The organism is Phyllobacterium sp. 0TCS1.6A (assembly GCF_026420825.1).
In the GTDB taxonomy this organism is placed as follows: domain Bacteria; phylum Pseudomonadota; class Alphaproteobacteria; order Rhizobiales; family Rhizobiaceae; genus Phyllobacterium.
Genome location: NZ_JAPMAB010000006.1, coordinates 145,738 through 165,766 on the forward strand (window position 1 = coordinate 145,738; position 20,029 = coordinate 165,766).

Below are 20,029 nucleotides of genomic sequence, written 5' to 3' on the forward strand. Positions count from 1 at the left end.
TAGATGGCACATTCCGATCAAGCGGAGCTTGTATTTCTGCCCTTGGGTGGTGTTGGCGAGATCGGCATGAACCTTGCAATGTATGGCTACGGTCCCGCCCATAAGCGGGAATGGGTCGTGGTCGACATGGGCGTGAGCTTCGCCGGGCCGGACCTGCCCGGCGCCGACCTCATTCTGCCGGATATCCGCTTCCTGCAGGCCGAGCGGAACAATCTGCGCGGCATCGTCATCACCCATGCCCATGAAGACCATTATGGCGCCTTGCTCGACCTCTGGCCGCTGCTGAACGTCCCGGTCTATGGCACGCCGTTCACCGCCGGCCTGCTGGAGGCCAAGCGCCAGTCCGAACCGGGTGCTCCGAACATTCCCGTTACGGTCTACAGGGCCGGCGAGACCTTCCAGGTCGGCCCGTTCGAATTCGAGGCGATTGCCGTCACCCACTCCATTCCCGAACCGGTCTCGCTGGCGATCAAGACACCGCTCGGCACCGTGATCCATACGGGCGACTGGAAGATGGACCCCGAGCCGGCGCTTGGACCGCTTATCGATGAGCGGCGCTTCCGCGCGCTTGGCGATGAGGGCGTGCTGGCGCTGATGTGCGATTCGACCAATGCCCTGCGCGATGGCGAATCTCCCTCGGAGCGCGAAGTCGGCGAGAGCCTGCGCGAGATCATCGAACGGGCGCGCGGACGTGTGGCGATCACGACCTTTTCGTCCAATGTCGGGCGCATTCGCTCCATAGCGCTGGCTGCGCGCGATGCCGGGCGCCAGACCCTCGTGCTCGGCCGCTCGATGAAGCGGATGATCCAGGTCGCCAGCGAACTCGGCTATCTGGACGGCGTGCCGGAATTCCTCAGCGAGGATGATTACGGCTATATACCGCGCGAGAATATCGTCGTCGTGCTGACCGGCAGCCAGGGCGAGTCCCGTGCGGCGCTGGCCAAGCTTGCCCGCGACGAGATGCGCAGCGTGGCGCTGTCGCCGGGCGATACGGTGATTTATTCGTCGCGCGCCATTCCCGGCAACGAGAAAGCCATCATCGACACCAAGAACATGCTGATCGAGCAGGGCATCCACATCATCTCCGATGGGGATGAACTGGTGCATGTGTCCGGCCATCCGCGCCGCAACGAATTGAAGCGGATGTATGAATGGGTGCGGCCGCGCATCCTGGTGCCGGTTCATGGCGAGGCGGCCCATCTGGTCGGGCAGGGCTCCCTTGCCGCCATGGCCGGCATTCCCGAGGTTCCGCAGGTGCGCAATGGCGATGTCCTGCGGCTGGCGCCGGGCCGGCCTGAAGTCATAGACCAGGCTCCCTTCGGACGGCTGTTCAAGGATGGCAAGCTGATCGGCGACGAGGAAGAAACCGGGATCAGCGAACGCCGCAAGCTCTCCTATGTCGGGCATGTGGCGGTGTGCATGCTGCTCGATGCCAAGTACAACATATTGGAAGATCCGGAGGTCGTGCCCTATGGCGTGCCGGAGACCGATGCCGAGGGCGAACTCTTCGAGGACCTCTTCTACGACGTGACCGTCGAGGCGGTGCAGAGCATACCGCGCGAGAAGCGGCGCGATCTGGCGATGGTGCGCGAAGCGATCCGCCGGGCCGTACGTTCGGCTGCCAACGAGGTCTGGGGCAAGAAGCCCGTCGTTACCGTCTTCGTCACGCAGGTTTGAGAGGCGTCATGCTCGGCAGGTTGAATCACGTCGCGATTGCCGTTCCCGATCTGGCGGCGGCCTGCGCGACCTATCGCGACATGCTGGGCGCCGAGCTCTCGGAACCGGCCGCTCTGCCGGAGCATGGCGTCACGGTCGTCTTCATCGATGTCGGCAATACGAAGATCGAACTGCTGGAGCCCCTGGGCGCCGACTCGCCCATCGCCGCCTTCCTGGCGAAGAACCCTTCCGGCGGCATGCACCATGTCTGCTACGAAGTGCCCGATATCGCCGCCGCCCGCGATCAGCTAAAACAGAAGGGAGCGCGGGTTCTCGGAAATGGCGACCTGAGGATCGGCGCGCATGGCAAACCCGTTCTTTTCCTTCACCCGAAGGATTTCAACGGAACCCTTATCGAGCTGGAGCAGGAATAATGCCAGTTGCAACGGCGATGGCCGTCTATTTCATCTTCTGGTGGCTCGTGCTTTTCACCATGCTGCCGATCGGCCTGCGCACGCAGGCGGATGAGGATGATGTCGTTCTCGGCACCACCCCGAGCGCACCGCACAAGCACCGCATGGGCAGGATATTCCTGCTGACGACGATCGTTACGACCATCATTTTCGCGATCTTCTACATCGTCAATGAAAAGCTCGGCTATGGCGTCGGCGACCTGCCGATCTTCTTCCCGACGCTTGACTGATTGAACCCATGGCCCGGCATTGCCGGACCCAGAGCTCACGCGCCGGTCGTGGTGCGATAATGCGCGATATCGCGCCCGGTCAGGCCATGCAGCAGGCCGGCGAGGCTCCCCAGGCAGATGGAAGCCGCCACCAGTTGCGCCCCGCCGCGAAACGGCAGCAGCAGCAGGCAGGCCAGAAACTTGAAAAGGCGGGCGATCATGGAGCCGGGCAGACGCAGCGCCGTCTTCCACGGCCGCAGGGCAAGTTTCTTGCGCAGGGCAACGGCACAGGTATCGCGGCTGCGGCAGAATTGATAGCGAAGCGTCAGCCTGGCCAAGGGCATTGTCTCGGCGGCGATGGCCGCCGGCGCCCAACCCGTCCTCGCACCACGTCTGACCGCCTCTTTCCAGAGCTGCGAATCTTCGCCGCCGGCAAAGCCCAGCGTTTCATCGAAGCGGAGGGCGGTGCCGCGGAAAAACTCGAGATTGCCGAGCCAACTGCCGGTGGCGAGGACGATCCTCGCGGCCCGTCCCTGCTTCCACAGCCGGGAAGCGCCGTGTTCCTTGGCGCGATTTCGCCGGTCGATGCCGTTCCAGACCAACCTATGCCAGGTTCCGGCAGCCGGTTCGAGCGGCAATAGCCGCACGGGGCCGCCCACAATATCCAGATCGTCCCGATCGCGCGCCGCCAGCAGATGCTCGAGCCAGTGCGTATCGACCACTTCGTCATCATCGGCGAAGAGCAGGATGTGGCAATCAGCATGAAGCGCAGCATCCAGCGCCCGATTGCGGGCGAAAGCGATACCAAGGCGAGGCTCGATCTCGTAGTGAACGGCGCGTTCCGGCACCGATAGGCGAAATCTCTCGACGATATCATGCAGGTTCGCCCGAGGATTGTTCTCCACGATGGCGAAGCGCAGTTCGATTCCGGGCGGAACGGCGAGTGCTGAATAGGACCTCAGCAGACATTCGAGCATAACCGGTCGATCGCGCGTTACGGTTGCAATGCAGACGCAGCGCGGGGCGGTGGCGATTTGATTCGTCATCATGCACGCGCCCTCTGCGGCGCTGGGCGGAAACAAGCATCGATCCGGGCACAGGATCGACGCTCGGCCGACCGTCGCAAGGAGCAGCCTTGGCGCAGGTAGATCAGGCGCAGGAGGGATGTGGCGCAGAGCCATTGCCCGGGATCACTATCCCGGCACTTCAGATAGAAAAGGGACATTTAAAATTAACTCGTTGAAATAAAAGATAAAAATCAGTTCAGTTAAAAATGGGCAGGCAAAGATGCGAAAAACTTGCGGAATGGAGACAGCTAAGCGGAAGACAAAAAAAATGCAAGGCTTTCGCCTTGCATTTAAAGATCGCGTCTGACCCAGTCCACTTGCGTGGCGGCTGCGGAAAACCGCGCCAGGGTCACATCCTCCCAAGACTTTGACCGCGTAGGAAAGCGGAAATATTCTCACTTTCTCCTTATGATTAAAAAAATAGCGGAGTGCCTCCGAAATGTCACGAAAAATATTCGGAAACGTCATTTTTTGATTAGGATTTTAGCAACGGCGATTCACTGGCTTCGCCCAACTGGCAAAGATCGATGGTTGCGGGTTTCCAATCCACCCGTAAGCCAGTAATAAATACCGACTTTGCACTTGGTTTTGCCTGATTCTTCAAGCAATTCAGGCTTCACACAATTCTGGTGATTCTCAATGCGGCTTTCCCGTTACTTTCTGCCCATCCTCAAAGAAAACCCCAAGGAGGCAGAAATTGTCTCGCACCGGCTGATGCTCCGCGCCGGCCTCATCCGCCAGGAGTCGGCGGGCATCTATGCGTGGCTGCCGGCGGGGCTGCGCATCCTCAACAAGGTCAGCGCGATCATCCGCGAGGAGCAGAATCGTTCGGGCGCGATCGAGCTGCTGATGCCGACCATACAATCGGCCGATCTCTGGCGCGAAAGCGGCCGCTACGACGCCTATGGCGACGAGATGCTCCGCATCAAGGATCGCGGCGAGCGCGACATGCTCTACGGGCCGACCAATGAAGAGATGATCACCGAGATATTCCGCTCTTATGTCAAGTCTTACAAGGACTTGCCGCTGAATCTTTATCATATTCAATGGAAGTTCCGCGACGAGCGCCGGCCGCGTTTCGGTGTCATGCGCTCGCGCGAATTCCTGATGAAGGACGCCTATTCGTTCGATCTGGATTTCGAGGGCGCGAAGGCCGCCTATAACAGGATGTTCGTGGCCTATCTGCGCACCTTCTCCAGACTGGGGATCAAGGTCATTCCGATGCGTGCCGATACCGGGCCCATCGGCGGCGATCTCAGCCATGAGTTCATCATTCTCGCCGAGACCGGCGAAAGCCAGGTCTTCTGCGATCGCGCCTATCTGGAAATGCCGGTTCCGGGCCCCGATACGGATTTCGACGACGATGCCGGGATCGCCAGCATCGTCGCCCGCTGGACCGCACCCTATGCCGCCACCGACGAAATGCACGACGAAGCGGCCTGGGCCAAGGTCGATGCTGGCGAGCAGCTTGCCGCCCGCGGCATCGAAGTCGGCCACATCTTCCATTTCGGCACCAAATATTCGGAACCGATGGGCGCGAAGGTCACCGGGCCGGACGGCAGGGAATATCCGGTGTCGATGGGCTCCTATGGCATCGGACCTTCCCGCGTCATAGCTGCGATCATCGAGGCTTCGCATGACGAGAACGGCATCATCTGGCCGCAGGCCGTGGCGCCTTTCGGTGCCGGCATCATCAACATGAAGCCCGGCGACGAAGCCTGCGATGCCGTTTCGCAGAAAGTCTACGACGTCCTGACGAAAGCCGGTCTTGACCCGCTTCTCGACGATACGGACGAGCGCCCGGGTTCGAAATTCGCGACGATGGATCTTATCGGCCTGCCGACGCAGGTCATCATCGGGCCGCGCGGCGTTGCTGCCGGCGAGATAGAGATCAAGGACCGTGCCACGGGCAACCGCGAGACGCTGACGATAGAAGCCGCCATCAACAAGCTGGCCGGGCCGGCAGATTTTCAGGCAGGAACTCTATGACCGCAAAAGACGAGGCCGCTCCGACCGGCTCGAGGGCCTTTTCGGCCTATGAACGAATGATCGCGTGGCGATATTTGCGCGCCCGGCGGAAAGAGACGTTCATCTCGGTCATCGCCGGCTTTTCCTTCACCGGGATCATGCTGGGCGTTGCGACGCTCATCATCGTCATGGCGGTGATGAACGGCTTTCGCAGCGAACTGCTGACGCGGATACTCGGCATAAACGGCCATGTGATCATGCAGCCGATGGACAGGCCGCTCGACGATTTCGACGCGGCGATCAAGCGGATCGACGGCGTGCAGGGCGTTTCCTTCGCTATTCCGGTCGTCGAGGGCCAGGTTCTGGCCACCGGCAATGTCGGGGCAGGGTCGGGCGCGCTCGTTCGTGGCCTGCGCGAGGAAGATATCGCCAAGCTGCAACTTGTCGCCAAGAATGTGCGCCAGGGCACTTTCCAGGGCTTCAACAGCGCCGGCGGCGTCGCCATCGGCACGCGCATGGCGGAAAACATGGGGCTCGGGCTGGGCGACTCGCTTACGCTGATCTCGCCGGATGGCGACGTCACGCCGCTCGGCGTCGGCCCCAGGATGAAGTCCTATCCCGTGACCGCGATCTTCGAAGTCGGCATGTCGGAATATGATTCGTCTATCGTCCTGATGCCGCTTGAAGAGGCGCAGACCTATTTCAACCAGGAGGGCAAGGTCCAATCCCTCGAGATCTTCGTCGACAATCCCGACGCGGTCGATTCGATCAAGAAGCCGATCGAGGATGCCGCCCAGCGCTCGGTGATGTTGACCGACTGGCGTCAGCGCAACCAGACCTTCTTCTCGGCACTTCAGGTGGAGCGCAACGTCATGTTCATGATCCTGACGCTCATCGTGCTCGTCGCCGCGCTCAATATCATTTCGGGGCTGATCATGCTGGTCAAGGATAAGGGGCACGACATCGCGATCCTGCGGACGATGGGGGCGACGCGAAACTCGATCCTGCGCATATTCCTGATGACGGGCGCCGCCATCGGCGTCACCGGAACCATCGCCGGCGTCATTCTCGGCGTCGTCGTCTGCCTGAACGTGGAGCGGATAAGGCAGTTCTTCTCTTGGTTGTCCGGTACGACATTGTTCAACCCAGAGCTTTACTTCCTCAGCACATTGCCGGCCAAGATGGATTTCAACGAGACGTTCAGCGTCATCCTGATGGCGCTTGTGCTGTCGTTTCTGGCCACTCTTTTTCCGGCATGGCGGGCGGCCAAGCTCGATCCCGTCGAAGCGCTGAGGTATGAATAGATGAGTGCTGCACCCATCCTGCAGCTGACGGGCGTCGGCCGCCGCTATGACGAGATCGGCCGCGAGCTGATCATCCTCGACGAGGCGAATTTTTCACTGGGTCGCGGCGAGATGGTTGCGCTTGTTGCCCCATCGGGCGCCGGCAAATCCACCCTGCTGCACACGGCCGGCCTGCTTGAGCGCCCCGACAGCGGCGACGTCCTGCTCGACGGCCGTTCATGCGGCGCGCTGTCCGATGACGAACGCACGGCCATTCGCCGCAATGATGTCGGCTTCGTCTACCAGTTCCACCATCTCTTGCCGGAGTTCACGGCGCTGGAGAACGTGATGATGCCGCAGATGATTCGCGGCATGTCGCCTTCCATCGCCTCCGAACGGGCGCAGCAGCTTTTGGACTACATGAAGGTCGGCGCCCGGGCGTCGCATCGGCCGAGCGAACTTTCCGGCGGCGAGCAGCAACGCGTCGCCATCGCCCGCGCCGTCGCCAATGCGCCGCTGGTGCTGCTGGCCGACGAGCCGACGGGCAATCTCGACCCGGTGACATCGTCCTATGTGTTCGAGGCTCTCGAAGCGCTCGTGCGTCAATCCGGCCTGTCGGCGATGATAGCGACGCATAATCACGAGCTCGCGCGCCGCATGGATCGCCGCGTGACGTTGAAGAACGGCAAGATAATAAATCTCTGAACAGACGGGCGCGTTTACCTTTTGAAAACCATTAGGGCGCGGTGGCGGATAAACAGGCTTGACGAGAGAACAAAAATAGAACAAAACAGAGACACAACGACAACGAAGAAGGGTTTATACCATGAACGAACTTTTCCAGGACGTTATGTCATTCGTTACTGTCAGCCTGTTCATAGCAACATTCGCCATGTGGGTGAGCGTCATTTGATGGAAGCCAATAACGGTGCCGGCCGTCTTCCGGCATCGTTCTCCACCGGAGATGCGGCGTACCGGCCGGAAAGCTGTAGACACCGGTTTAGCCATGCGGAACTATAGGGCCGGGCGGTAGAATCGAGTTCTCCGTTCAATTCTCGGAGATTGATCGTGGCTGACGGACAGATTGGTATGGACGTGTCGAAGAGCGCATTGCGCTTTGTGCACCTCAGGGTTCACTCGGCCTATTCGCTGCTTGAAGGCGCGTTGCAGGTTCCGAAGGTCATAGACCTCGCGGTCAAGAATTCTGCTCCGGCGATTGCAATCACCGATACGAACAATCTCTTCGGCGCACTCGAATTCGCGCAGAAGGGGTCCAAGGCCGGGCTGCAGCCCATCATTGGCTGCCAGCTGGACATCGCCTTTCACGATCAGAGCGAGGAAAGCCGCAGCGTCAACAGGCGCGAGGCATTGGGGCTGGCCCCGATCGTTCTGCTGGCCGCGACGGAGACGGGCTATGCCAATCTCGTGCGGCTGGTCAGCCGCGCCTATCTGGAGACCGTCAGCGGCGATCCGGTGCATATCCGCTGCGACTGGCTGGTTGGCGCAACCGAAGGCCTGATAGCACTGACGGGCGGGCCGGAAGGTCCCATCGCCAAGGCGATCAGGGATGATCGCACCGACAGGGCCCGCCAGCGGCTCGTCAGCCTGAAATCGCTGTTCGGCGACCGGCTCTATGTCGAACTGCAGCGGCACCGGGGCTATGACCGCGCGCTGGAGGCGGCCCAGGTCGAGCTTGCCTATGCGCTGGAACTGCCGCTGGTCGCGACGAATGACGTGTTCTTCTCCATGAGCGCCGATTACGATGCGCATGATGCCTTGCTCGCCATCGCATCCGGCTCGCTGCTTTCGATCGACGATCGCAGGCGGCTGACGCCCGATCACTACTTGAAGAGCGAGGCGGAGATGGTCGAGCTTTTCGCCGATCTGCCCGAGGCCATCGACAATACCGTCGAGATCGCGCTGCGCTGTTCATACTACCCGAAGAATCGCGCGCCCATCCTGCCGCGCTTCACCGGCGAAAGCGCCGATCCGGATGCCGCCCTCGAGGCGGAGGCGGAGGAGTTGGCGCGGCAGGCTCGCGAGGGGCTGGCGCGTCGGCTGGAGACGCTGGGGCTCGCCGAGGGCCACACGCCGGAAGGTTACGCGCAGCGCCTGGAATATGAAATCTCGGTCATAACCCGCATGAAATATCCGGGCTATTTCCTTATCGTCTCGGACTTCATCAAATGGGCGAAGGCCCATGACATCCCGGTCGGCCCGGGCCGTGGTTCCGGCGCCGGTTCGCTGGTTGCCTATGCCCTGACGATTACCGACGTCGATCCGCTGCGTTTCTCGCTGCTGTTCGAGCGCTTTCTCAACCCCGACCGCGTCTCGATGCCGGATTTCGACATCGACTTCTGCCAGGACCGGCGCGATGAGGTCATCCGCTATGTGCAGGGCAAGTATGGCAGGGACCAGGTCGCCCAGATCATCACCTTTGGAACGCTGCAGGCCCGCGCAGTCCTGCGCGATGTCGGGCGCGTTCTCGAAATGCCCTATGGCCAGGTCGATCGCCTGACCAAGATGGTGCCGGCCAACCCGGCCAATCCGGTGACGCTTTCCAAGGCCATCGAGGACGAACCGCGGCTGCGCGAGGAGCGGGACAAGGAACCGGTCGTCGAACGGCTGCTGGATATCGCGCTGAAGCTTGAAGGGCTTTACAGGCACGCCTCGACCCATGCCGCCGGCATCGTCATCGGCGACCGCCCCTTGTCCGAGCTGGTGCCGATGTATCGCGATCCGCGGTCGGACATGCCCGTCACGCAGTTCAACATGAAGATGGTCGAGGAGGCGGGGCTGGTCAAGTTCGACTTCCTCGGCCTCAAGACGCTGACCGTGCTGCAGACGGCGGTCAATCTTGTGAAGCGGCGCGGCATTTCAGTCGATCTGTCGAACCTGCCGCTGGACGACAGGCTGACCTATGAGATGCTGTCGCGCGGCGAGACGGTCGGCGTGTTCCAGGTTGAAAGCACGGGCATGCGCAAGGCCCTGATCGGCATGAAGCCCGATCGGATCGAGGACATCATCGCGCTCGTCGCGCTTTATCGCCCGGGCCCGATGGAGAATATCCCGACCTATAATGCCCGCAAGAATGGCGAGGAGGAGATGGCGTCGATCCATCCCAAGATCGACCATCTGGTCAAGGAAACGCAGGGCGTCATCATCTACCAGGAACAGGTGATGCAGATCGCGCAGGAAATGTCCGGCTATACGCTGGGCGAAGCCGACCTTCTGCGCCGCGCCATGGGCAAGAAGATCCGCTCCGAGATGGATCTGCAGCGCGTGCGTTTCGTCGATGGCGCTGTCGAGCGTGGCGTGACCAAGCCGCAGGCCAATTTCATCTTCGACCTGCTGGCCAAATTCGCCGATTACGGCTTCAACAAGTCGCATGCCGCGGCCTATGCCATCGTCTCGTTCCAGACCGCCTATATGAAGGCGCATTTCCCGGTCGAGTTCCTCGCCGCGTCGATGACTTACGATATGTCCAATACGGACAAGCTCAACGATTTCCGGCGCGAGGCTGTTCGCCTCGGCATCGAGGTCGTGCCGCCGTCGGTCAACACGTCCTATCGGCTGTTCGAGGTGGGCGAGAACCGGATCTTCTATTCTCTTGCCGCCATCAAGGGTGTCGGCGAGGCGGCCGTTGATCACATCGTCGAGAAGCGCGGCGCCACGCCCTATGCCAGCCTGGAGGATTTCTGCGAGCGGATAGACCCGCGTGTCGTCAACCGGCGCGTCTTCGAAAGCCTCATCAATGTCGGGGCGTTCGATTGCTTCGGTCGCGACCGCCCCGCGCTCATTGCCGGCCTCGACCGCATCATCGGCCATGCGCAGAGGACCCAGGAGGACAGCATCAGCGGGCAGGCGGATATTTTCGGCGCAATGGCCGGTGCGGGTTCGCAGGCGATACAGCTCCCCGCCGCCGCGCCATGGCTTTCCTCGGAGAAGCTCCGCCGCGAATTCGAGGCGGCGGGCTTCTATCTGTCGGCGCACCCGCTCGATGAATATCGGCCGATCCTGGAGAAGATGCGGGTCCAGAACTGGGCCGACTTTTCCGCCGCGGTCAAGCGCGGCGCCAATGCCGGGCGTCTTGCCGGCACCATCACGGCCAAGCAGGAGCGCAAGACCAAGACCGGCAACAAGATGGGAATCATCCAGTTTTCCGACGCATCAGGCCAGTTCGAAGCGGTGCTTTTCTCCGAGGCGCTCAATCAATTCCGCGACCTGCTGGAGCCCGGCCGTTCCGTGGTCGTCACGGTTGGCGCCGAAGATCGTCCCGAGGGCATAAGCCTGCGCATCCAGACGGCGCAATCGCTCGAGGACGAGGCAACGCGCATGCAGAAGTCGTTGCGCCTCTATATGCGCAACAGCACGCCGCTCAGTGCCCTCAGCCCCTATCTGGCGCCGCAGAATGACGGCCAGGTCGTCAGCCTTATCCTGATCAAGGAGAATGGCGCCAATGAAGTGGAGATAGAGTTGCCCAACCGCTACCGCGTCGGTCCGCAGGTGGCGAGTGCAATGAAGGCCATTCCCGGTATAATTGAAGTCGAAATGGCCTGACGGCCGGCGCCTCAGTCGATCTCGTCGGGAATATCCGGGCGCCGCCGCTTTATCTTGCCGAAAGTATAGCCGGTCTCCACGGCATCATTGCCGAATTTCAATCTCAGCTTGTCCATGGCCGTTTCGGCCACGGCGCGTTTCGTCCCCTGTATATCGACGAGATCGAGCGGGTCGGCGCGGCCGTCATCGGCAAGGTCGCTGACCCCGATGCCGATGAGCCGGAAGCGCGTGCCGTCGATCTCCTTCACCAGCAGCGAATAGCCGGTGCGGAAAATGCGGTCCGCCAGTTGCGTCGGATCGGCCAGTTGGCGATTGCGCGTCCGCAGCTTGAAATCCTTCGATTTGAGCTTGAGGACGACCGTCCGCCCGGCAATGTCGGCTGCCTTCAGCCGGCGCGCCACCTTTTCCGAGAGCGAGCGCAGGATCGGCGTCAGTTCCTCGAGCGTAGCGATATCCTCGTTGAACGTCGTCTCGGCGGACACGCTCTTGCTCTCGCCGTCGGGCTCGACCTTTCGTTCGTCGAGACCCCTTGAAAGCCGATAGAGGCGCTGGCCCATGGTGCCATAGGCGCGCATCAAAGGCCCTTGTTCCATGGTTTGCAACTGGCCGATGGTGCGGATGCCATCACGTTCCAGCGATGCGGCGAAGGCCTTGCCGACGCCCCAGATCATCGTCACCGGCTTGTCGTGGAGGAAGGCGACGGCTTCCTCGCGGCCGATGATCGAAAAGCCCCGCGGCTTGTTGAGGTCCGAAGCGATCTTGGCCAGGAACTTGCAGTAGGACAGGCCGATCGACACCGTCACCCCGACTTCCCGTTCGATCCGGTCGGCAAACTGCGCCATCACCCGTGCCGGCGGATCATGATGCAGCCGCTCCGTGCCCGAAAGATCGAGGAAGGCCTCGTCGATCGACAACGGCTCGACCAATGGCGTGAGGTCGCGCATCAACTGCCTGATCTGGCGCCCGACGCCCACATATTTCTCCATGTCCGGTTTTATGACCACCGCGTCCGGACAGGCTTCCAGAGCCTTGAACATCGGCATTGCAGACTTAACACCATGGATGCGCGCAATGTAGCAAGCCGTTGAAACAACGCCACGTTTTCCGCCGCCGATAATTACCGGCCTGTCGCGCAGTTCCGGGTTGTCACGCTTCTCGACCGAAGCATAGAACGCGTCGCAATCCACATGCGCAATGTTGAGGCTGTAAAGTTCGTCATGGCGCAGCAGCCGCGGACTGCCGCATTTGTGGCAGCGGCGCGACGCCGTTGTCTGTAGCGTCAGGCAGTCCCGGCAGAAACCGAAGTTCGGGGCATTCAGATTGACCATGGTGCGCAACGGAACATAGGATGAACGTGATGCACACTACCGAAGCGGAAACGCGCTTGCAATGCGCGGCGCGTCGCTGTGCACCGTTCAATCGGGCACGGCGCCGCCAGGAAGCAGGAAAAGCGCTTCACGGAAGTGGCGCGGATCGGTGTTCGTGTCCTCGCAATAGCGCACCAGTGTCGGCTCATGCGCAAGATAGAACTGCAGCACGCCGGCGAGAAACCCGGGCTCGCCCGCTGCCACGCGGATCTGGTCGGCGGTAATGCCCGTCAATGCGAGAAATCGCGGCATCAGTTCCTGGTCGCCGGCAAGATATACCAGGGCGTCGATTGCGAGCGTCTGTGCTTCGTCGAGCGTTATAGTTTTCATCGTCCACGCCAATATTGATCCCGGCCAGTCGTACAGCGATTCTCGGCGGATTGGAGACAATAAGTCTGCGATTGTGAGCCGATTGGAACAGGCGGCCCACGGTATGGTGTTGAACATGTTGAAAAGAAGATGTTGAATAATGCTTGGTTAAACATGATCGACAGCATTTGGCGGGTTGGGCCAAGAGTTTTCTTTTCATCAATCATCAGCCGTTATTCCAGAGGCAACCAGGATTGCCAGCACTGCCCGGACAGGGTCGATCGCCGCTTCTGCGCAAATGAGTGAAATGGGAAATTGCCTATGGTGAAGAAAGTCATGATCGTCGAAGACAATGAGCTGAACATGAAGCTCTTTCGCGATCTCATCGAGGCCAGCGGCTATGAAACCATTCGCACGCGCAACGGGCTGGAGGCGCTCGATCTTGCCAGGGAACATCGCCCCGACCTGATATTGATGGATATTCAATTGCCGGAAGTATCGGGACTCGAGGTAACGAAGTGGCTGAAAGCCGATGATGATCTGCACACGATACCGATCATCGCCGTGACCGCCTTCGCCATGAAGGGGGACGAGGAGCGTATTCGCCAGGGAGGGTGCGAAGCCTATATTTCGAAACCCATCTCCGTTCCGAAATTCATCGAAACCATCAAATCCTATCTCGGCGATGCATGATCCGCTCCGGAGAAACCTGCCATGACGGCCCGCATACTTGTCGTTGACGATGTTCCTGCAAATGTCAGGCTTCTCGAAGCGCGACTGAGCGCCGAATATTATGATGTCGTGTCGGCCACCAATGGCTATGACGCGCTCGAGATCTGTGAAAACGGCAATATCGACGTGATCCTTCTCGATGTCATGATGCCCGGGCTCGACGGTTTCGAGGTTTGCCGCAGGCTGAAATCGCGGCCGGCCACGGCCCATATTCCGGTCATTCTCGTCACGGCGCTCGATCAGGAGGCCGACAGGATCACCGGGCTCAATTTCGGCGCGGAAGATTTCCTCAGCAAGCCCGTCAACGATCTGCAGCTGCTGGCGCGGGTGAAAAGCCTGGTGCGGCTGAAGAACCTGACCGACGAGCTGCGCCTGCGCGTCGCGACGACCCGCGATGCGGGGCTCGAATCGCTTCTCAATACGCCGGCCGAGATTTCCGGCCGCGAGGCGCGCATTCTGCTGATCGACGAGCGGCCCGAAATCATCGCCCGATTGCAGGAAGTGCTGGCGCCGGAAGCGCGGGTGGAAGTGCAGGGCGATCCGCAGACCGGGTTCTTCGATGCGGCACAGGGCAATTATGATTGCCTCTTCATCGCATCGAGCCTTTCGAACCACGATCCGCTGCGCATATGCGCGCAATTGCGTTCCCTGGACAATACCCGTTCGCTGCCGATCGTCCTGATGGCCGAACTCGGCGAGGAGCCTCTCATCCGCCGCGCGCTGGACCTCGGCATAAGCGATTATCTCGTGCAGCCATTCCGCTCCGACGAGCTGATTGCCCGCCTGCGCACGCAGCTGCGCCGCAAGGCCTATCATGATGGCCTGCGGGCCAGCGTCGTCAAAAGCTACGAGATGGCCGTCACGGACAGCCTTACTGGGCTGCATAACAGGCTCTATCTCGAAACCCACCTTTCCAGCCTGTTCAAGCGTGCTGCCGAGCGCAAGCGACCCTTGTCGGTGCTCATGATCGATATCGACCGCTTCAAGATGATCAACGACACGTTCGGGCATGATTGCGGCGATGAAGTCCTGCGCGAATTCGCGCGCCGGCTGCGCAGGAATGTTCGCGGCAGCGATCTCGCCAGCCGCTATGGCGGGGAGGAGTTCTTCATCGTCATGCCGGATACCGATGCGGCGATGGCATCGATCGTCGCCGAGCGAATCAGGCGGGAGACGGCGTCGACGCCGTTCACCATCGACCAGGATGGTATCGGCGTGCCCGTCACCATCAGCATCGGCATTGCCAGTATCCACACCGGCACCGACAGCGTCCAGGCGCTGCTGAAGCGCGCGGACGTGGCGCTGTACGAAGCCAAGGCGGCCGGGCGGAACCGGGTGGTCTCGGCCGCAGCCTGACGCGACTATAAAAAGCCCGGCACAAATAAAAATGCCGCCCGGAGGCGGCAGTTTTAAGCGGTGGAAACCAGATTACTTGATCTTGGTTTCCTTGAATTCTACGTGCTTGCGCGCGACCGGATCGTACTTGCGGAAAGACAGCTTTTCCGTCTTCGTACGGCTGTTCTTGCTCGTGACATAGAAGAAACCGGTGTCAGCAGTAGACAGAAGCTTGATTTTGATATTCGCAGCCTTAGCCATTTTCAGGTTACCTGTTCTGATTATTGAGGACCGCTATTCAAGTCCAGCAGTGTGGCTATAAGCGGGAATTCGGTCGGACACATAAACCAACCCGGTGAAAAGTCAAGCCTCAGCTCGACACAAAGGCGGCATCAGCCGTGCCGCCTGAGCAATCTGCCGCCGACGAGCAGGGCATAGGCGGCAAAGAAGACCGCAAGACTGATGGCAAAGCCGCCGGGGCCCATCAGGTCCATTCCGATGCCGATTGCCTGGGGTCCGACAAGCATGCCGATGGCATAGCAGAAGACGAAGGCGGCATTGGCCGAGGCAAGCTCGCGCCCGGTGAGCTGGGAGCCGAGATGCGCCAGCCCGACCGTGTAGAGGCCGGCCACGGCGCCGCCCCATACGAAGAGCAGTGCCGCCACCAGATACCAGTTGAGATAGATGAAGGGCAGGAGGCACATGCCGGCAAGACCGATGACGCTGCAGGCAAGCAGCAATTTGCGCCGGTCCTTCACATGATCGCTCAGGAGGCCGATCGGGATCTGCATCAGCACATTGCCAAGCCCGATCGTCGTCAGCAGCAGCGCGGCGTTGGCCTCCGTATAGCCGATGCGGGCGCCAAAGACCGGGAAGAGGGCAAAGCCGCCCGTTTCCACGGCGCCGAAGACGAAGACCGCCGCCGTGGCCGTCGGCACCGCCCAGATGAAGGGCGCGAAGGGCACATGCTCCTCCTCATGGAAATCCGGACTGTCGTTCCAGGCGAACATGACCGGCACCATGGCGAGGATGATAATGGCGAAACCGACGGCAAACGGCATGATTCCACTGCTGCCGATATGCGCGAAGAGCCAGGGGCCAAGGGCGAAGCCCATGGAGAGCACCGTGCCGTAAATGCCGAGCACGAGACCGCGCCGATCGGGTGGCGCAGCGGCATTGATCCAGTATTCGGACAGGATGAAGAGCATGGTCAGCGCGAAATGCAGGAATATGCGCAGGATGACCCAGACCCAGAACTGGGTGAAGAAGTGGAAGCCGAAGAAGGAAAGCCCGCCGATCAGCAGCATGATCAGCAAGGTGGGGACGACGCCCAGCCGCGCGGCGATCGGCGCCGCGAAAGGCGCGGCGATGATCGATGCCACGCCCGCCACGGCGGCGTTCAGCCCGATCATGGTGGCCGAGTGGCCGCGGCTTTCGAGAATGACGCTGAGGAGAGGGATGCCGAGGCCGATCGCGACGCCGACGGCGCTGATCGTGGCGATGGCTGCGACGAGTGCGCGCCAGTGAGTGCGAACCCGTGTCTGGTCCGGCTGGGATCGCGAGGCATCCATGATCTAAATGACCTCTCGCACGAAGCGCCCATGTTTCATGCCGTATTGCACCAGCGCATTGCCGGGCGCCAGCTCAGGATTGTCCTGGAGCAGCGCTCGCGCTTCGCCGATGATCATGCGGGTGATATTCGGAATGTCGAGGGCTGTGGCCTCGTCGAATGTCGGCCAGGCGAGTTCCTCGAGTTCCTGCGCCGGACCGGTGATGGCGGGAAGCCTGTCGGCGACGGATTCGGCGAATGCCAGGAAGAACCGCGTATCGAACCGCCGCGATCCTCCGGGCGGTGTCGTGGCGCGGGCGAAATAGCGTAGTGCCGACAGATCCGGTGCGATGCCACGCTCGGCGAAGGCGGTCCAATCGTCGAATGCCGGCCAGCGGCCGGCGTCGCTGCGGCGGCCCATGATCAATCCGGCTTCCTCATAGGTCTCCCGGATTGCGGCCAGTGCCACGGCGCGGCAACGTGCGCGCGTGCCGCGTGCACCCATTCCGCCGAGAAGCTTGCGCTGGTCATGATCGCTCAATTCGGCGAAAGCGGGCACTTTTCCATCGCTGGGCTCGACCCTTCCGCCCGGGAATACGAACTTTCCGGGCATGAATACGTGCCGCATGTGCCGTTTGCCCATGAGGACCCGCCAATCCTTGCCGGAGCGATCGACGATGAGGAGCGACGCCGCATCGCGCGGACGCACGCGAACCGTCTTGGCAGTTACCCCCGATGTCGTGAAATTGCTCAGCTTGTTCAGGCTCATGATCAATGTTTCGAAGCGTGAGGATCAGTGCTCTCGCCGAAACCATGCATATAATTGGCCCATTGCAGGCCGATGACAGCACCCTTGACCGGCTGGAGCAGTCCGATCGACATGATGATCGTCAGCGGCACCCAGATGGCAAGATGCGCCCAGTTGGACATGACGAACAGCGTCTCGGCGGCCAGAAAGCCGGCGAGCACGATGTGGCCGACGATCGTGATCGTTATATAGGCCGGGAAATCATCGGCCTGCTGATGCGTATAATCTTCACCGCAGGCGGAACAATGATCCACCGATTTGACGAACGAACGGAAAAGCCGGCCCTCGCCGCAATGGGGGCAGCGGCCGAGGAAGCCGCGCCACATCGAGCGGCCGACCGCGCGGCTGGGTCGGGCCGGGGCCACGCCCATTCCGGAAAACTGATTCGTCATCTTCTACCTTTTCTTCCGTTGCGACCGGCGCCGGAGAATCGCTTCTGACCGCCGGCCCGCCTGGCCTTGTGGTGCGATCGAACGCCTGCCGGTACCGCATGCGGCTCGGACAGCATCTCGAAGCGCAACGCACCCGCCACGGGCAGAGCTTCCACCAGACGGACCTCCACCACATCACCCAGACGGAAGCCCTTGCCGCTTCGCTCGCCGGAAATGGTGTGGTTGGCCTCGTCATAGAAATAGTATTCATCGCCCAAGGTTGAAATGGGAATGAAGCCATCGGCGCCATATGTCGCAAGCGAGACGAAGAGCCCGGCCTTCGTCACGCCCTGTATGCGCCCTTCGAACGTGCTGCCGACGCGTTCGGCGAGGTGATGGGCGATTAGCCTGTCGATCGTGTCGCGCTCCGCCGCCATCGCCCGTCTTTCAGCGGCGGAAATGAGCGCGGCGGTTTCAGCCAGGACCTCCTCCTCGCGCGGGGTGATGCCGTCGGAGCCGAGCCCGAGCGCCGCGATCAGCGCGCGGTGGACGATCAGATCCGCATAGCGCCGGATCGGTGAGGTAAAATGCGCGTAATGATGAAGATTGAGGCCGAAATGGCCGATATTGGCCGGATTGTATTCGGCCTGCGACTGGGAGCGAAGCACGACCTGGTTTACCAGTTCCTGCTGTTCGCTGCCTTCGACCCGCTTCAGAATGTGGTTGAACTGGTCGGGCCGCAGCTGCGCGCCGCGAGCAAGCGAAATATCGAGCGTGCGCAGGAATTCGCGCAATATCTCCTGCTTCGCAAGCGACGGCGCATCGTGAATCCGGTAGATCAGCGGCTGCTTCTTTCGCTCCAGCGTCTCGGCTGCCGACACATTCGCCTGGATCATGAACTCTTCGATCAGCTTGTGCGCATCGAGCCGGGGCGGGATGAAGACCTTGTCCACCTTGCCGTCGGCGTCGAGCAGGATCTTCTTCTCCGGCAGGTCGAGTTCGAGCGGCTCGCGGGCATCGCGGCCCCGCTTCAGGACCGCATAGGCGTCCCAGAGCGGCCGGAGGATCGTCGCAAGGATGGCGCTCGTCTTCTCGTCCGGTGCTCCGTCTATCGCCGCCTGGGCCTGGCCATAGGAAAGCCGCGCATGCGAGCGCATCATGATGCGGTGGAAACTGTGCGAGATTTTCCTGCCTTCGGCATTGAACCGCATGCGCACCGCCAGGGCAGGGCGATCCACCAGCTCCTTCAGGGAGCAGAGGTCGTTCGAGATGCGCTCCGGCAGCATGGGAACGACCCGGTCCGGGAAATAGACCGAATTGCCGCGTTCGAGCGCCTCGCGGTCGAGATGGGAGCCGGGCGTGACATAGGCCGCCACATCCGCGATCGCCACGGTCGCAACCACGCCGCCGGGATTGCCTTCGTCGCTGTCGGGCTCCGCATAGACGGCGTCGTCATGATCCTTGGCATCGGCAGGATCGATGGTGACAAGCGGCAGGTCCCGCCAATCTTCCCTCTTGGCCATCGCCGCCGGCTTCGCCGCCTCGGCCTCCGCCAGCACTGCCTCGGGAAAGACATGCGGAATCTCATGTTCGTGGATCGCTATCATCGACAGCGCTTTTTCGCTGGATACGGAACCCACGACCTGGCTTATGCGGCCGAGCGCCAATCCATGCCGGCTGGGCTTGCTGATTTCGACCTCCACGAGGTCGTTCGGCTTGGCATTGTTCAGCTGGCTCGGGTCGATGACGATCTCCGCCTGACGGCGTTCCACCGGCTCAAGCCGCCATTCGCCCGTGTCGAGCCGGCGCAGGACGCCGAGGATATTGTCGCGGCGATGTTCGATCCGCTTGATGATGCGGGCGGTATATTCCGGTCCCGAGGGATCGGCGCCGCGGAAGATGCGCGCCAGGACCCGGTCGCCGACGCCCGCCGTCACTGCCCTGGAACTGCGTGATGCACGGATGAAAACGACGGGTGCAGGCGTGTCGTCATGGGACGGCCATTCGGCCGGCCGGGCGATCAGCCCGCCATCGCTGTCGCGTCCCGTCACGTCGAGGACGGCGACGCTCGGCAGGCTGCCCGGCACGGCAAGGCGTTTGGAGCGCTTTTCGATAAGGCCGTCATCGGCAAGATCGCGCAGCACGGCCTTGAGGCCAATGCGCGCATCGCCTTTAAGGTTGAACGCCTTGGCTATGTCGCGCTTGCTCGACAGGTCCGGGTTCTCCCGGATGAACTCCATGATCTGTTCGCGGCTCGGCATGCGGATTTCGCGGGCCGGGGCAGAATTGTCTGGCCGCTTCTTTCCGCTTTTCGGTGGAGATATACGGCGTGCCAATTTCGT

17 protein-coding genes are annotated in these 20,029 nt (G+C 61.4%); 9 read left to right on the forward strand and 8 right to left on the reverse strand.

Features of this window, described 5'->3' with window-relative positions; genetic code table 11:
- Positions 1-3 precede the first annotated feature (3 nt).
- From OSJ75_RS14465 to OSJ75_RS14475, 3 genes are read left to right on the forward strand one after another with little or no spacing between them, the layout of a single operon-like run.
- Positions 4-1,677: a ribonuclease J gene (locus OSJ75_RS14465; RefSeq protein WP_250018642.1), complete on the forward strand. Its 1,674-nt coding sequence runs from the start codon at positions 4-6 to the stop codon at positions 1,675-1,677.
- A gap of 8 nt (positions 1,678-1,685) precedes the next feature.
- Positions 1,686-2,090: a methylmalonyl-CoA epimerase gene (gene mce / locus OSJ75_RS14470; RefSeq protein WP_250018643.1), complete on the forward strand. Its 405-nt coding sequence runs from the start codon at positions 1,686-1,688 to the stop codon at positions 2,088-2,090.
- Entirely contained in the window at positions 2,090-2,359 is a 270-nt protein-coding gene (locus OSJ75_RS14475; RefSeq protein ID WP_267228535.1) for a DUF1467 family protein, read from the forward strand. Before mce ends, OSJ75_RS14475 begins: the two co-directional genes overlap by 1 nt.
- A gap of 35 nt (positions 2,360-2,394) precedes the next feature.
- On the opposite strand, the gene OSJ75_RS14480 is transcribed toward OSJ75_RS14475, so the two are convergent.
- Positions 2,395-3,387, reverse strand: coding sequence for a glycosyltransferase family 2 protein (locus OSJ75_RS14480; protein ID WP_267228536.1), 993 nt, complete (start codon positions 3,385-3,387; stop codon positions 2,395-2,397).
- Positions 3,388-4,044: 657 nt separating this feature from the next.
- Here OSJ75_RS14480 and proS point away from each other — a divergent pair.
- The 4 genes from proS to dnaE all read left to right on the forward strand — a co-directional run bounded on the left by proS (position 4,045) and on the right by dnaE (position 11,216).
- Positions 4,045-5,394 (forward strand): proline--tRNA ligase, encoded by a 1,350-nt coding sequence (gene proS / locus OSJ75_RS14485; RefSeq protein ID WP_267228537.1) that lies wholly within the window; start codon positions 4,045-4,047, stop codon positions 5,392-5,394.
- Positions 5,391-6,677 (forward strand): lipoprotein-releasing ABC transporter permease subunit, encoded by a 1,287-nt coding sequence (locus OSJ75_RS14490; RefSeq protein ID WP_267228538.1) that lies wholly within the window; start codon positions 5,391-5,393, stop codon positions 6,675-6,677. Before proS ends, OSJ75_RS14490 begins: the two co-directional genes overlap by 4 nt.
- Positions 6,678-7,361, forward strand: coding sequence for an ABC transporter ATP-binding protein (locus OSJ75_RS14495; RefSeq protein ID WP_250018648.1), 684 nt, complete (start codon positions 6,678-6,680; stop codon positions 7,359-7,361).
- A gap of 384 nt (positions 7,362-7,745) precedes the next feature.
- Positions 7,746-11,216 (forward strand): DNA polymerase III subunit alpha, encoded by a 3,471-nt coding sequence (dnaE, locus tag OSJ75_RS14500; protein ID WP_267228611.1) that lies wholly within the window; start codon positions 7,746-7,748, stop codon positions 11,214-11,216.
- 11 nt (positions 11,217-11,227) lie between these two features.
- Here the strand turns inward: dnaE and OSJ75_RS14505 are convergent, their stop codons facing one another.
- Both OSJ75_RS14505 and OSJ75_RS14510 read right to left on the reverse strand, forming a co-directional pair.
- Positions 11,228-12,544 (reverse strand): DNA polymerase IV, encoded by a 1,317-nt coding sequence (locus OSJ75_RS14505; RefSeq protein ID WP_267228539.1) that lies wholly within the window; start codon positions 12,542-12,544, stop codon positions 11,228-11,230.
- A gap of 87 nt (positions 12,545-12,631) precedes the next feature.
- On the reverse strand, positions 12,632-12,913 hold the full coding sequence (locus OSJ75_RS14510; protein WP_250018650.1) for a DUF3572 domain-containing protein: 282 nt from the start codon (positions 12,911-12,913) through the stop codon (positions 12,632-12,634).
- 300 nt (positions 12,914-13,213) lie between these two features.
- Here OSJ75_RS14510 and OSJ75_RS14515 point away from each other — a divergent pair, with 300 nt between their 5' ends.
- Positions 13,214-13,585, forward strand: coding sequence for a response regulator (locus tag OSJ75_RS14515; RefSeq protein WP_250018651.1), 372 nt, complete (start codon positions 13,214-13,216; stop codon positions 13,583-13,585).
- Between the two features lie 21 nt (positions 13,586-13,606).
- Complete coding sequence (locus OSJ75_RS14520) at positions 13,607-14,980, forward strand: PleD family two-component system response regulator (protein ID WP_267228540.1); 1,374 nt, start codon at positions 13,607-13,609, stop codon at positions 14,978-14,980.
- Between the two features lie 72 nt (positions 14,981-15,052).
- On the opposite strand, the gene rpmG is transcribed toward OSJ75_RS14520, so the two are convergent.
- From rpmG to rnr, 5 genes are all read right to left on the reverse strand, one after another.
- Positions 15,053-15,220 (reverse strand): 50S ribosomal protein L33, encoded by a 168-nt coding sequence (gene rpmG, locus OSJ75_RS14525; protein WP_250018653.1) that lies wholly within the window; start codon positions 15,218-15,220, stop codon positions 15,053-15,055.
- Between the two features lie 131 nt (positions 15,221-15,351).
- Positions 15,352-16,530 (reverse strand): MFS transporter, encoded by a 1,179-nt coding sequence (locus tag OSJ75_RS14530; RefSeq protein WP_267228541.1) that lies wholly within the window; start codon positions 16,528-16,530, stop codon positions 15,352-15,354.
- A 3-nt stretch (positions 16,531-16,533) separates the two neighbouring features.
- On the reverse strand, positions 16,534-17,277 hold the full coding sequence (locus OSJ75_RS14535; RefSeq protein WP_267228542.1) for an NUDIX hydrolase: 744 nt from the start codon (positions 17,275-17,277) through the stop codon (positions 16,534-16,536).
- A 2-nt stretch (positions 17,278-17,279) separates the two neighbouring features.
- Entirely contained in the window at positions 17,280-17,708 is a 429-nt protein-coding gene (locus tag OSJ75_RS14540) for a DUF983 domain-containing protein (RefSeq protein ID WP_267228543.1), read from the reverse strand.
- A complete protein-coding gene (gene rnr / locus OSJ75_RS14545; RefSeq protein ID WP_416362567.1) occupies positions 17,705-20,023 on the reverse strand; it encodes a ribonuclease R in 2,319 nt (772 codons plus the stop codon). The genes OSJ75_RS14540 and rnr overlap by 4 nt, the downstream gene beginning before the upstream one ends.
- Between the last annotated feature and the right edge of the window lie 6 nt (positions 20,024-20,029).

Coding starts and splice junctions, on each gene's coding strand:
- OSJ75_RS14465 (WP_250018642.1), top strand. CDS start 4: ATGGCACATTCCGATCAAGCGGAGCTTGTATTTCTGCCCTTGGGTGGT.
- mce (WP_250018643.1), top strand. CDS start 1,686: ATGCTCGGCAGGTTGAATCACGTCGCGATTGCCGTTCCCGATCTGGCG.
- OSJ75_RS14475 (WP_267228535.1), top strand. CDS start 2,090: ATGCCAGTTGCAACGGCGATGGCCGTCTATTTCATCTTCTGGTGGCTC.
- OSJ75_RS14480 (WP_267228536.1), bottom strand. CDS start 3,387: ATGATGACGAATCAAATCGCCACCGCCCCGCGCTGCGTCTGCATTGCA.
- proS (WP_267228537.1), top strand. CDS start 4,045: ATGCGGCTTTCCCGTTACTTTCTGCCCATCCTCAAAGAAAACCCCAAG.
- OSJ75_RS14490 (WP_267228538.1), top strand. CDS start 5,391: ATGACCGCAAAAGACGAGGCCGCTCCGACCGGCTCGAGGGCCTTTTCG.
- OSJ75_RS14495 (WP_250018648.1), top strand. CDS start 6,678: ATGAGTGCTGCACCCATCCTGCAGCTGACGGGCGTCGGCCGCCGCTAT.
- dnaE (WP_267228611.1), top strand. CDS start 7,746: ATGGACGTGTCGAAGAGCGCATTGCGCTTTGTGCACCTCAGGGTTCAC.
- OSJ75_RS14505 (WP_267228539.1), bottom strand. CDS start 12,544: ATGGTCAATCTGAATGCCCCGAACTTCGGTTTCTGCCGGGACTGCCTG.
- OSJ75_RS14510 (WP_250018650.1), bottom strand. CDS start 12,913: ATGAAAACTATAACGCTCGACGAAGCACAGACGCTCGCAATCGACGCC.
- OSJ75_RS14515 (WP_250018651.1), top strand. CDS start 13,214: ATGGTGAAGAAAGTCATGATCGTCGAAGACAATGAGCTGAACATGAAG.
- OSJ75_RS14520 (WP_267228540.1), top strand. CDS start 13,607: ATGACGGCCCGCATACTTGTCGTTGACGATGTTCCTGCAAATGTCAGG.
- rpmG (WP_250018653.1), bottom strand. CDS start 15,220: ATGGCTAAGGCTGCGAATATCAAAATCAAGCTTCTGTCTACTGCTGAC.
- OSJ75_RS14530 (WP_267228541.1), bottom strand. CDS start 16,530: ATGGATGCCTCGCGATCCCAGCCGGACCAGACACGGGTTCGCACTCAC.
- OSJ75_RS14535 (WP_267228542.1), bottom strand. CDS start 17,277: ATGAGCCTGAACAAGCTGAGCAATTTCACGACATCGGGGGTAACTGCC.
- OSJ75_RS14540 (WP_267228543.1), bottom strand. CDS start 17,708: ATGACGAATCAGTTTTCCGGAATGGGCGTGGCCCCGGCCCGACCCAGC.